This is a genomic window from Microvirga subterranea (assembly GCF_003350535.1).
In the GTDB taxonomy this organism is placed as follows: domain Bacteria; phylum Pseudomonadota; class Alphaproteobacteria; order Rhizobiales; family Beijerinckiaceae; genus Microvirga; species Microvirga subterranea.
The window spans coordinates 528,317-540,914 of record NZ_QQBB01000003.1 but is presented as its reverse complement, the minus strand read 5'-3'; the positions used below and the strand labels follow the sequence as shown (position 1 = coordinate 540,914).

Here is a 12,598-nt window from a genome sequence, read left to right as displayed (position 1 = left end):
TTGCGTACGCCGGTCAGCGCGTTCCGGACGTGGTCGCCAACATCAAGTATGTCGGCACCTGGGGTGGCGCTCAGCTCTCCGGCGCGGTTCACCAGATCCGCTCGGACAACCTGTTCGTGAACCCGGTCACCGGCTTCGCCGACTTCCCGGACACCGAGTACGGCTTCGCTCTGTCGGCGACGGCTCACGTGAACCTGCCGATGCTCGCTCCGGGCGACGCGGCCTGGATCGCGGCGACCTACGCTCGCGGCGCACTCGCCTACCTCTCGGGCGGCAACTCGCCTGTGAACCTCGGCCCGGCGACGGGTCTGTCCCCGCGCTTCGGCTTCGTCGACGCCTACATCAACCCGATCAATGGCGACATCGATCAGGGTGAGGGTTGGTCGGTTGCCGGTGGTCTGCGCCACTACTGGACCCCGCAGATCCGCCAGAACGTCTTCGGTTCGTACATGCGGATCGAGTACGGCAACAACGCCCAGGCTCTCGTGAACGGCTTCGCGACCGGTCTCTCGGACTTCAACGAGTGGCGCCTCGGCACGAACGTGTTCTGGCAGCCGGTCTCCGGCCTGGATCTCGGCGTCGAGGTCATGTACGTGAACCTGGATCCTCGCGGCCGGGTGATCTTCCCGAACGGCGTGTCCTACGGTTCGGACAGCGCCTGGGAAGGCCGTCTCCGCGTCCAGCGCGACTTCTAATCGGTTCATCCGATTGGTCAGGAGAACCCCGGTGGCAACACCGGGGTTTTTCTTTTGTCTGAAGGGAGCGACGTGCATGATCCCCCGGGGCAGGGCTGAAAACCTTGCTGCGGATGAAAGAGCCGCGGAGCCGGGGCCGCCTAGCACGCTGGAGCCGGTTCGGGTCAGGCGGACGCACGCCACCGGTCAGGAGAGAGTGGTCGCGCCTGGACTCCGCGCAACTCGGCAAGACGATCTCTGCGACGTTGTCATCGCTCGCGACGGGAACGTGGCATCGGTCGTTTTACGAAATGGGAAATCTCGGCTCAGGCCGCCGTAGGGCTCTGCGCCGGCATGCGCTCCGCCTCGGCGACGAGGCTCCGGACCGCCTCGATCAGCTCGCCCTCGAGGGCCGGGGCGTGGCCCTGGTCCGGCACGGTGATCGCCTTGATGCGTGGGTGCTTGTCCTGCATGGCCTTCAGGGTCTCGGCGCCGAGGAGGTCGGAATTGGCGCCACGGATGGCGAGGACCGGGATCGCGGACAGGCTCTCGAAGAAGGGCCAGAGGACGGGCAGGGGCATTTCGAGATCCAGGGCCTCGAGGGTCTTCATCAGCGTCGGATCATAGCGGAGCACGAGCCTTCCGTTCTCCTCGCGCCAGGTGCCGCGGGCCATTCTCTGCCACTGCTCCTCGGAGAAGCGTGGGAACTGCGCATCGGACATCCGCCTCAGGATCTGCCCGGCCTCCTCGAGGGTCCGCGGCTGCGGCAGCTTGCCCACATAGCCGCGGATGCGGGCGAGGCCTTTGCCTTCGATGACCGGGCCGACATCGTTGAGAACCGCGCCCCGCAGCAGGGTGGGGCGCATCGCCCCGAGCGCCATGGTGATCAGCCCGCCCCGGGAGGTGCCGACGAACACCGCCGCCTCGATCCCGGCGACGACGAGGACCTGGAGCGTGTCGTTGAGCTCGACCCGCACATCGTAGTTGCGCCAGTCCTTGTCCCATTCCGACCGGCCGCGGCCCCGATAGTCGAGGCAGAGCACGCGCCGCGGGCGCACCGGATCATGAGCAAGCGCCTCCGCCAGTTCGTGGAAGTCCTCCGCCGTGCGAGCGAGCCCCGGCAGGCACACGACCGGCAGCGCGTCGCCGGTCTCCGGCCCGTAGTCGCGGGCGTAGAGGCGCAGGCCGTCGGCGGCCGATACGAAAAGCTCCCGAAAACCGCCGCTCATCCTACGCTCCCGCCCCGATTCGACGCGGGGCATCCTGCCTCAATAGCGGGACTCTGTCGCGTCCGCGGTCGCAGGCGGGGCGGATGGCGTGACGGGCGTCGGATCGTTCAGGCGCCGCCGGTAGACCTGCAGGTTCTCCATCACCCGCTGCACGTAGTTGCGGGTCTCGTAGAACGGAATGCGCTCGATCCAGTCGACGACGTCGACCCCAGGCTTGCGCGGGTCGCCATAGGCCCTGATCCACTTCATGACGTTGCCGCCGCCCGCGTTGTAGGACGCGAAGGCGAGGATGTGCGAGCCCTTCCAGTCCTCCATCAGCTCGCCGAGATGCGCCGCGCCGAGCTTCGCGTTGTAGGAGGCGTCATCGACCAGGCGGTCGAGGTCGAAGCCGACGCCGAAGCGCTGGGCGGTGCGCTTCGCGGTGGCCGGCATGAGCTGCATCAGGCCGCGGGCGCCGGCGCTCGACATGGCACGCGGGTTGAAGGCGCTCTCCTGCCGGGCGATGGCGTAGACCATGGCGGGCTCGACCTCGTCGCCGACCGGCTCGAATTCCGGAATGCCCGCCAGGGGATAGGCATGCAGGTCGAGGGGGAAGCCGTGCTGCGTGGCAATCTTACCGATGGCCAGAACCGCGCGCGGGTTCTTCTCGGCGGACGCCAGGGCCGCGAGGGCGTCGAGCTGGCCGGGATCGGTCAGGTTCTGGGCGAGGTCGCTGTAGAGCGCCAGGACGAGCTCGTTCTCGCCGATCTGCTGCAGCAGCTTCACGACCCGGACCGGGGTGAGCTTCTCGAAGGCCCGGCGCTCGTCCTCGGGCAGGGGGTCGACGGTCCGCAAGGCGACCTTCAGGCCGAGCTTGTCGGTAGCGAGCTGGCCGTAATAGGTGGTCGCCTTCTCGGCGGCCCGTTCGTAGAAGAGCTTCGCGTCGGCATCCGCCCCCGCCGCCTCGGCGGCGCGGCCCTGCCAGTAGGCGATGCGCGCGATGGAAATCGGCGTCGAGGCGGTCTTGGCGACCGTGGCGAAGTGCTCGCCGGCCTTCTTCGGGTCGTCCAGGAACCGCAGAGCGATCCAGCCGGCATGGAACTCCGCCTCGATCTGCTGGGCGGGCGACTCGGCCGCGTGATGGCTCGCCACGTCGTAGGCTGTCTTGGGATCGCCCTTGTCCAACAGCTCGCGGGTGATGCGGCGCTGCTCCGCCCACCACTCGTCGCCGTCGACGCGTTGCTCGTGGTCCCGCGGCGCCTGCTGGATCAGGGCGGCGGCCTCGGCGAACTTGTTGCTCCGGCGAAGGTAGAGCGCCCGCGAGAACAGGAAGGAGGCATCCTTGCGGAGCGAGGCCGGCACAGCCGCGAAGGCCTTCTCGGCCTTCTTCTTGCCCTGGTAGACGCCCATCCGAGCCTTCACCAGGGTGTCATAGGACTTGCCCGCATAGCCGGCGGCCCGGGTGGCGGCGCCCCAGTTCTCCTTCAGGAGGTGGCGCTCCATCCGGTAACGGTGGTCGGCCTCGCCCAGCACGCCCGCGAACCGGTCGAGGATCCTGTCCTCCGTGTCGTTGCCGAAGCTGTCCTCGCGCCAGACCTGCTTGATGAGGGCATTGGCTTCCTGGTCGATCCCGTCCGCCTTGAGGGCAAACGCAAGGGCGATCCGGCCCGAAGTGGTGACCGGCGCCTGCTTGGCGAAGAACGCCCGCACTTGGCCTGAGGGCTTGCGCTCGGCCACCAGGGCCTCCTCGCTCTTGCGCCGGAGCTGCGCCGTCACGGGCCAGTCCGGATTCTCGGTCTGGAAGGCCATCATCCGGTCGAACCCGATTGGGATGCCGCCGCGGATGGCGAACCACTCCGTCAGGGCCATCGCCGCCGGGTCCGACAGCTTGGTCCTCAGGATGACGGCCTCGGTCCAGTCGCCGCCGCGATAGGCCTTGAGGATCATCGGGAGGTAGTCCTGGTCTCCCAACGTGCTCATCAGCGGCACGAAGCGTTCGGGGGTATTGGGCGGCAGGCCCGTGAGGCTCGGGGCGGCGGCCCCGGCCTGGACCTGGTCGGGCGGGGGAACCGGGGAATCCGCGGCGTGAACGATGAGCCCCGAGAGCTGGACGAGGGCGACGGACGCCATGAGGCGCGTCAGGAGGCGCGTTCGCAGGATCATGATGTTCCCCTTGCCGTCGTGACTGTCCCGCATTGTGACGACGTTTCTCTTGAGAAAACACCAACAGCCGGGCTAGGACAACAGCCCATAGGACGGTTTGCGCGGATGCGCCGCAGCTCTTATGTGTAAGGCCCGACCGCCTTTCCCGACCCGGCGCATCGTTCTCGAGGAATATCCATGACCCAGTTCAAAGGCTCCATCACGGCTCTAGTGACCCCCTTCAAGGACGGGGCCGTGGACGAGAAAGCGCTGCGGGCCCACGTCAACTGGCAGATCGAGAACGGCACCCACGGGCTCGTTCCGGTCGGCACCACCGGCGAGAGCCCGACTCTGAGCCACGAGGAGCACAACCGGGTCGTCGAGATCTGCGTCGAGGAGGCGAAGGGCCGGGTTCCGGTGATCGCCGGCGCCGGCTCCAACAGCACCGCCGAGGCGGTCGGCTTCTCCAGGCACGCCGAGAAGGTGGGGGCGGACGCGGTCCTGATCGTGACGCCCTACTACAACAAGCCGACCCAGGAAGGCCTGTACCAGCACTTCAAGGCGATCAACGACGCCATCGGCATCCCGATCCTCATCTACAACATCCCGGGCCGGTCGGTGATCGACATGTCGGTCGCCACCATGGCGCGGCTCTACGAGCTCAAGAACATCGCCGGCGTCAAGGATGCGACCGCCAACATCGCCCGCGTGAGCCAGCAGCGGCAGGCCATGGGGCCGGACTTCATCCAGCTCTCGGGCGAGGATGCGACGGCTTTGGGCTTCATGGCCCATGGAGGCCACGGCTGCATCTCGGTCACGGCCAACGTGGCTCCGGCGCTCTGCTCCGAGATGCAGACGGCCTGCCTGCGCGGCGACTACGCGTCGGCCCTGAAGGTTCAGGACCGCCTGATGCCGCTGCACGAGGCCATGTTCATCGAGACGAATCCGTCGCCCGCCAAATATGCATTGTCCGTGCTGGGCATGATGGAGGACACCGTCCGCCTGCCGCTGATCCCGGTTTCCGACGGGACGAAGCAGACGATCCGCTCCGCCATGACCCATGCGGGCCTGGTCAACGCCTGAACGACATGAAGAACAACCAGAAGAACTCTCATCGCGTCGTCGCCGACAACAGGAAGGCGAGGTTCAACTACGAGATCCTCGACACCTACGAGGCTGGCATCGCGCTCACCGGGACGGAGGTCAAATCCCTGCGCCAGGGCAAGGCGACCATCGGCGAGGCCTATGCCGGACCCTCGGGCAACGAGATGCTCCTGTTCAACGCCTATATCCCGGAATACCTTCAGGCCAACCGGTTCAACCACGAGACGCGCCGCCCGCGCCGCCTTCTCCTGCACAAGCGGGAGATCGACAAGCTGCTCGGGGCGACTCAGCGCGAAGGCTTCACGGTGATCCCGCTCAAGATCTACTTCAACGATCGAGGACGGGCGAAGGTGGAGCTGGGGCTCGGGCGCGGCAAGAAGCTCCACGACAAGCGCGAGGCCGAGAAGGCCCGCGACTGGGACCGGGAGAGGGCGCGCCTCATGCGCGAGAAGGGCTGACGCCCGGCCCGCCCATGGACCCCTCAAAAACCAAGAGCGCTCTCACCTTGGGGTGGAGCGCTCTTTTCATTGGGCACCTTCGTGTAGAGGGCTGTCGTCGCCAGCCTCAGATATCGAAGTCCTCGTCCTGATTCTGGCGAATGCCGTAGCGGCGCTCCAGGCCCGTATTCGGCGTGTGCTGCGGGCGGGGCCGGTCGGCGTTGTCCCCGGAGGAGCGCTGCGGGCGGTCCGACGGGTCGCGCCCGATGCGCGACGCGAGATGGGCGAGATCCAGGAACTCGTCCGCCTGACGGCGCAGCTCGTCGGCCACCATGGGCGGCTGGGTGGTGACGGTGGAGACCACCGAGACCCGCACCCCGCGGCGCTGCATGGCCTCGACCAGGGAACGGAAGTCCCCGTCGCCGGAGAACAGCACCATGTGGTCGATGTAGGGGGACAGCTCCAGGGCATCGATGGCGAGCTCGATGTCCATGTTGCCCTTCACCTTGCGGCGGCCGGCCGAGTCCACGAATTCCTTGGTCGGCTTGGTGACGACCCGGTAACCGTTGTAGTCGAGCCAGTCGATCAGCGGGCGGATCGACGAGTATTCCTGATCCTCGACCAGGGCCGTGTAGTAGAACGCCCGGACCAGGGAGCCGCGGCCCTGGAATTCCTTGAGCAGGCGCTTGTAGTCGATGTCGAATCCAAGGGTCTTCGTCGTCGCGTAGAGGTTGGCGCCGTCGATGAAGAGCGCGATCCGTGGCTGGCCTGACATAGTCGTCTCGTGTGGTGCCGTCAGGGGCGTAAAAGAAGCCGTATCGATCAGAGCGACATCAAAATCATTCGCGGTTGAAATACAATTACGCGACAGCTTTTAAGACGTGCCCGTTAGCAGGCTTCCGACAACCCATCAGGTGAGTAAAAATTTAACTAATGACAGTAAAGCCACGCGCTCTGTTCGTGTCAAGATAATGGCAGGTCTGCGGTCAAGCTGCTTATAACACAGTAAACAGCTTTTCTACGTCTTGAGACTCCGGCTCCCCGGTTTAACGGCCGGGATCGCAGCGAGCTCCGGCGGCAGCCGGTCGGCCGGATAGGCCGGGATGTCGAGCTGGACCAGAGACACCAGGGGCGCGCCGAGATCCGCCTTGCCGCCTGAGCGGTCGATCAGGCAGGCAGCACCGAGGACCTGGCCGGGATGCTCCTTGAGGGCCGCGAGGCACTCGCGGGAGGAGAGGCCGGTGGTCACGATATCCTCGACCATCACGACCCGCGCCCCCTCCGGAATCGCGAAGCCGCGGCGCAGCGCGAAGACGCCGTTCTCGCGCTCCACGAAGATCGCCTTGCAGCCGAGATGGCGGGCCGTTTCGTAGCCCGGCACGATTCCGCCCACCGCGGGCGAGACCACGTAGTCGACCGGGCCGTAGGCTTGCCTGATCTTCTCCGCGAGGGCGCGGCAGACGCGCTCCGTGCGGGCCGGGTCCTGGAACACGAACATCTTCTGCAGGAAGACCGGGCTGTGCAGGCCCGACGAGAGAACGAAGTGCCCCTCCAGCAGCGCGCCTGCGGAGCGGAATTCATTGAGGACGTCGTTCGGGGTCATGGCGTGGTCTCCAGCTTCGGGCGCTCTTTGGCAGGCGCTCGCCTCCGAGGCAAGTGCCGCCGGCCCTGCGGCGCCTTCCTTTACGAAAAAGGCCCGGCGGGGAGCCGGGCCAAGTAGGTTCTTTGGGAGGTCTCGATGAAGCGGTCTCAGAAGCCGCCGAAGCGGTAGTTGAGGCCCACGCGCACCGTGGAGAAGTCGTTGTGGTCCTTCACGGACGACATGGGAGCGCCGTCGGCGACGTCGGTCATGAGGTAGCGCGTGTCGGAGAGGCCCACATAGAGGTACTCGCCCTTCACGGACAGGTTGTTGCTCAGCGCGTATTCCATGCCGGCGCCGAGGGTGTAGCCCCACTTGGTCGAGGACTTCGAACCGAAGGCGACGCCGTCGTCGTCCGCGGTCACGGACGTGCCGAGGCCGGAGTGCTTCGCGTCCGCGAAGGCAACGCCGCCGGTGGCGTAGAGCAGCAGGGACGGCATGGCGAGCACGCCGAGGCGGCCGCGCAGGGTCCCGTAATAGTCCAGCTTGTTGTTGAACTCGGCCGAGGTGACGGTCAGCTCGCCGCCGGGGCGGTCGATGCTGGAGAGGCGGCTCTTGCGGTTGAGGTTCGCCCAGGAGAGATCGGCTTCCGCGCCGGCCACGAAGTTCGGGCCGAACTGCATGTTGTAGCCGACGGTGCCGCCGACCGAGACGCCCGCGCTGTCGCTGTCCGAGATCGGGCCGGGGAAGGGCAGGCCGGACGCGTCGTAGAGTTCGGGCCGCGTGCGGCTGGCCCATAGGGCGCCGGCGTTCACGCCCACGTAGGGGCCGGCCCAGGTGAAGACCGGAGCGGCGCCGTAAGACGCGGGAGCGCTGCGGTAGGGGAGGTCGGCCGCGGTCGCGGCGGAGGAAAGGGCCACCAGGGCGGTTGCGGCGAGGAGAGTTTTGTTCATTGGACACCTCAAGATGGTGGCCACGACATAAGGACCGAGAGGCTTTTTGTCTGTTGCGGAAGGGCAATAAAGCCCCGGATGGGACTGGATTTCGGCCAGCGTGGTTTACCTTTGGTAAGCAGGCCGGACGCCCCGTCAGGAAACGGGTAAGAAATACCGACGTGAGCTCAAGGGCTACAGGTTCGGCGTGATCCTGATCTCGACCCCTGCGAAGGCCGAGGGGCGGGTTTCGGGCGCGAAGCCGTAGCCGATCTTGAGATTGAGCACCGAGCTGAACGCGTCGGTTTCGGACCCAAGAACGGTCCGGCCGACCAGCTCGGATGCCAAATGCGTACCCACTTCGCCGCTCGCCATGTCGAGATTCATGCTCGGCGACAGCTTGAGCTCGGTCGTCCAGGTTCCGAGCGGAAGCTCCAGCGGAATGCCGAGGGTGCCGGAGATCGACTGGGAATAGGCCGTATGGCCGCTGCCGAAGGCTCCGGCGGTCGTCAGGTCGACCTTAAGGCCGCCGAGGCGCTTCAGCCTGCGGGACCAGGACGATTCCCAGTTCACGCTGGACGAGAGGGAACGCGTGAACTCGCCCGTGTGGGCGATCGCCGTGCCGACCGTGAAGGCGATGTCCTGGAAGGGCCGGAGCCTCGCGCCCACCGCCTCGTCGAGCCGCGACGCCCCGAAGGCCTCCTTGGTGGAGCGGGCGATGCCGCTCGCCCAGATCTCGGTGCGGTTCAGCGCATAGGCGCGGCGGGTGCCGGGCGTGCTCCGCAGGGCGGCCACATGGGCGTCGAGCCACGAAGGCGTGATCCAGGCGTTCCAGATCTCGTCCTCGGCAGCATGGGCAGTCGCAGGCGCGAGAAGCATAAGGGCCAGGGCGGCCTGGCGGCTATGGCGGGAGGCTGGCATCGCAATGTCCAAAACAATCGGATCGGCAAAAGGCAGGTCGGCAGCAGTCAAGGGCCGCGTGGTTAATGAAAGGTTGACGGCGGGCCGGAACGGCCGAGCGGAACCGGTTTGAACGCCGGCCTGGGTAGCGGCTGCGGTCCCGGCCGTAAAGGCCGCCGGCGGCTTCAAAAGATCGCGCCCGGCTTGGGGCCGGGCGCGATGACAATGAATGGACGACAATGATTAGGTGCGGTGCAATTCCGTTCAGCCGATCACCACGAAATCGGCTGCCGTCGGCGTGAACTTGGGATCGAGCTTGGCGAACTGGACGCCGGGAGCCGCGCCCGATCCGTCGGGGTCGTAGTAGAGGTTGCCGGTGGTCGAATCGTAGATGATCCTGTGGAGGGGATCGGCCGCGGCGCCCGTCGCCGAGACATGGAAGGCCGCGCTCGCCAGCACCCCGGACTTCGTGAACGCGGTGAAGATCGTCCTGCTCAGATGGATCTCGTCCGCAGCCGTGAAGTTCGCGATCGTGTCGATGTTGTCCGGACCAAGCGCCGTATCGAACACCGCGATGTCCTTGACCGAGTCGGACCCGAACTTCAGGGCGTCGTTTCCGAGGCCGCCCTTGAACACATCCTTGCCGGCGCCGCCCGAGAGATCGTCGTTGCCCTCGTCGCCGTAGAGGTCGTCGTCGCCGGCGCCGCCGCTTGCGGTGTCGTTGCCGGAAAAGCCGATGATGAGGTCGGCCTTCGAGGTGCCGTTCAGCGGATCGTTCCCGGACCCGCCGCCGATCCGCTCGTGGGCCGCGAAGGCGTCGTGGTAGTAGTGCTTGATGCCGCTCGTGCGGGCGATGATGTCGGCGAGGGTGGTCGACTCGATGTCGGCCTTCACGTCCTTGTTCAGCAGGAAGCGGTTCTCGTAATAGAACCGGTCGCCGTCGCGCAGCCGCTCGAACTGCATCACGGTGAGGCGGGTGAAGGTCTCGCCGAGCTGCGAGTCGCGGTAGTTCTTCTCCAGAAGCCCGCCGACGATGGAATCGAGCTTGTTGACGTCGTTGCCGTAGACGTCCTTGAGCGCCTGGAGCGTCGCGGAGTCGAGCTGGTTGGCCGCCGCGAACGACTCGAAGCTCGTATAGGCCGACAGGCCGAGGCCCTTGCGCAGGACGTTGTAGTTGCCGACCCCATGGTCGCGGGCGCGCTGGATGTCGAACACGTTGAGGTCGACGGTGGCGCCGATTCCGAACAGCGCGTTGCGGTTGCCGTCCACGATCTTGCCGTCGATCTCCTGCGTGTAATGGGAGAGCTGGCCGCGCACCCACTCGTCCATCTCGCCACTGGAGCGGACCGCCTGCGCGATGTTGGCGAGCGCGAAGGACTGGCTCAGCGTGAAGGTGTTCTGCGTCTGGCCGTCCTCGCGCAGGTTGCTGAAGCTGTTGCTCGACTGGTCATGCCCGAACCGGAAGGCAACCGTGGTCCACTCATTGATGACTGACGGATCGACGTTGAGCTTGTAGCCGCTGTAGGCCTTGATGGCGCTGTTGCCCACGAGCTTGGGCAGGTACTCCGCGTAGACGACGTGCTGCCATTCCGCCTCGGTGATGGCGCGCGCGGCTTCGAACAGGGCGTTCTGCGACCAGGTCGGGAACTTCTCGGCCAAGCGATCGACCTGCCAGTTGTGCTCGCGCATCCACATGGTCTGGTGGGTGAGGAGCGCGCCGTTCTGGTTGGCGCGGTTGTCGCCGGCGGCGAACTGGTTCGGATCGAAGGCGGCCGGCGCCGTCCCGTTGATGATGGTCCTCACCTCGGCCACCGTCTTGCCTGAATCGGCCGCGACCTGGGCGAAGGTCGGCAGCAGGTTGTTGGCGTCGCCCGAGGTCAGGAGCTTGGCGGACTGCACCGTCCGGCCGTTCACCACGATGTCGTCGCGCAGGATGTTGAGGATCGTGGTGTTGTGGCCGTAGACCTGCGACAGGTCGAGGAAGCTCGTCTCCTCGTTGTGCTGCTGGCGCACGCCGCCGACGGTTTCGAAAGGCGTCCTGTTGAACGGAAACGGCAGGCCCGGGATGAACACCGGCGCATCGACCCCGTTCGGCCCGAGGGGCGCCTCGGCGATGTCGTGCGTCAGGAACTGCCCGAAGAACTGGTGGAATTCGTTCAGGCCGGCGGCGTTGGGAATGTCGAGGCCGATGGGCTGCGCCATCACCGCGTCGCTGATGGAGCGTGCGGTGGGGAGAAGCTCCATCTGGCCCTGCCCGTCGAGATAGCTGTTGGGCGCCACGCGCACAAAGGTATGGCCTGCGGAGCCCCAGTCGGGATGAAAGAAGTTGTTGCCGGTCCCGTCGGAATTGCGGGTCAGGATCGAGCTGAGAAAGGAGTAGAAGCTGCTGATCGCCATATCAGGATCCTCCCGCCAACGCGGACAGCCGGCCGCGCACGTCGGCCATGGACGCCAGCGGCCCTGAAGGAATGAAAAAGCTCATGAACGCGCAGACGAGGCCCAGTGAAAGACGGGCGCTCACGCCGAGAAATAGATGACTATACTGCCAGAAATTTTGCTCTCTGCTTTATGCAAAAGAACAATGCGACTCATTCGCGAAATTGTGAAGACTATCGACGAGTTAACTCAGGCGGGAATTTTGGGCGCGGGCACTACTCTGAATATTAGCCCAGCATTCTTTCCGATCTCGGACGGGTTAGGTGCGTTCCGCCGCGTCGTTCCCTCATTCTTGCGAGTAGTGCCCCAACAGATGATCGGATAGGGGAAACGCTCTTTGCTTCTGGGTCCGAGCCGCAGGGGCGCTATACCTCGAAATGTCTCCTGTCGCGGATGTTTCCGTCGGCGGAATTCTTTCTCCGGTCCGCGCGGCGGAAAATATGTCCGTGACAGCGGCCGCGAAGGCCAAACATTCCTGCGGTCAGCCGCGGGCCGCCGCCACGAAGGCGTCGAAGACCCGCGTGCCGGGATGGTTTTCGTCCGGCCCGAACCTTTCCGGGTGCCATTGCAGGCCAACCGCAAAGGAGTGCTCGGGCACCTCGATCGCCTCGAAGACCCCGTCGGGGCCATGCGCGGCGGCCACGACGCGGTCCGACACCGTGACGAGCGCTTCCCGGTGGAAGGTGTTCACGTCGAACGCCTCGGTATCGAGGATGCCGGCGAGCCTCGTGCCGTTCCGGACCTTCACGGCATGGACGGCGTTCCGCTCGTCGTGATTGAGGGCGCCGGGCCACGAGGCGTGCACGTCCGACACCATGCGGCAGCCATGGAGGCAACCGAGCATCTGCATGCCGTTGCAGATGCCGAGAACGGGCTTGTTCCGGGCGAGAAAGCCTTCCATCAGCGCCTGTTCGACCGCGAGGCGGTCGGAGGGCTGGTACTGGGAGCGGTCGCCTTCCACATACCAGGCTTCCGGAAAGTTGATCCGTCCGCCGACGCTCACGAACCCGTCGAACTCCTCGACCACGGGGCCGACCAGATCCGCCAGGTAGGGAATGCCGAACGGCAGTCCGCCGGCGCGGTGGATGGCCGTGAAATAGGCCTTGGACGTGTCGTAGCGGGTGCCATCGACGCTGGTGTTCTCGTCCATGATGACGGCGATGCGGGGCTTGCGGCTCATGCGGTG

General features: G+C 66.0%; 11 protein-coding genes. 3 read left to right on the top strand and 8 right to left on the bottom strand.

Features of this window, described 5'->3' with window-relative positions; translation table 11 throughout:
- On the top strand, positions 1–695 hold a 695-nt coding region (locus DES45_RS10670; RefSeq protein ID WP_210210202.1), incomplete at its 5' end, for a porin.
- Between the two features lie 305 nt (positions 696–1,000).
- Here the strand turns inward: DES45_RS10670 and DES45_RS10665 are convergent.
- Together DES45_RS10665 and DES45_RS10660 are read right to left on the bottom strand one after the other, a co-directional pair.
- Positions 1,001–1,903, bottom strand: coding sequence for an alpha/beta fold hydrolase (locus DES45_RS10665; RefSeq protein WP_114769948.1), 903 nt, complete (start codon positions 1,901–1,903; stop codon positions 1,001–1,003).
- Positions 1,904–1,942: 39 nt separating this feature from the next.
- A complete protein-coding gene (locus DES45_RS10660; protein WP_114770004.1) occupies positions 1,943–4,045 on the bottom strand; it encodes a lytic transglycosylase domain-containing protein in 2,103 nt (700 codons plus the stop codon).
- Between the two features lie 177 nt (positions 4,046–4,222).
- On the opposite strand from DES45_RS10660, the gene dapA reads away from it, so the two are divergent.
- Both dapA and smpB read left to right on the top strand, forming a co-directional pair.
- Positions 4,223–5,107: a 4-hydroxy-tetrahydrodipicolinate synthase gene (dapA, locus tag DES45_RS10655; protein ID WP_114769947.1), complete on the top strand. Its 885-nt coding sequence runs from the start codon at positions 4,223–4,225 to the stop codon at positions 5,105–5,107.
- Between the two features lie 5 nt (positions 5,108–5,112).
- Positions 5,113–5,586: an SsrA-binding protein SmpB gene (gene smpB, locus DES45_RS10650; RefSeq protein WP_114769946.1), complete on the top strand. Its 474-nt coding sequence runs from the start codon at positions 5,113–5,115 to the stop codon at positions 5,584–5,586.
- 106 nt (positions 5,587–5,692) lie between these two features.
- Here the strand turns inward: smpB and DES45_RS10645 are convergent, their stop codons facing one another.
- The 6 genes from DES45_RS10645 to DES45_RS10615 form a co-directional block, all read right to left on the bottom strand.
- On the bottom strand, positions 5,693–6,340 hold the full coding sequence (locus tag DES45_RS10645) for a LabA-like NYN domain-containing protein (RefSeq protein ID WP_114769945.1): 648 nt from the start codon (positions 6,338–6,340) through the stop codon (positions 5,693–5,695).
- Positions 6,341–6,583: 243 nt separating this feature from the next.
- Positions 6,584–7,168 carry an orotate phosphoribosyltransferase gene (gene pyrE / locus DES45_RS10640; protein ID WP_114769944.1) on the bottom strand — a complete coding sequence of 195 codons (585 nt, stop codon included), beginning with the start codon at positions 7,166–7,168 and terminating at the stop codon, positions 6,584–6,586.
- A gap of 146 nt (positions 7,169–7,314) precedes the next feature.
- Positions 7,315–8,097, bottom strand: coding sequence for an outer membrane protein (locus DES45_RS10635; protein WP_114769943.1), 783 nt, complete (start codon positions 8,095–8,097; stop codon positions 7,315–7,317).
- 174 nt (positions 8,098–8,271) lie between these two features.
- Positions 8,272–8,997, bottom strand: coding sequence for a hypothetical protein (locus DES45_RS10630; protein WP_147282384.1), 726 nt, complete (start codon positions 8,995–8,997; stop codon positions 8,272–8,274).
- 243 nt (positions 8,998–9,240) lie between these two features.
- Entirely contained in the window at positions 9,241–11,373 is a 2,133-nt protein-coding gene (locus tag DES45_RS10625) for a peroxidase family protein (RefSeq protein WP_114769941.1), read from the bottom strand.
- 520 nt (positions 11,374–11,893) lie between these two features.
- Complete coding sequence (locus DES45_RS10615) at positions 11,894–12,592, bottom strand: gamma-glutamyl-gamma-aminobutyrate hydrolase family protein (protein WP_114769939.1); 699 nt, start codon at positions 12,590–12,592, stop codon at positions 11,894–11,896.
- Positions 12,593–12,598 lie beyond the last annotated feature (6 nt).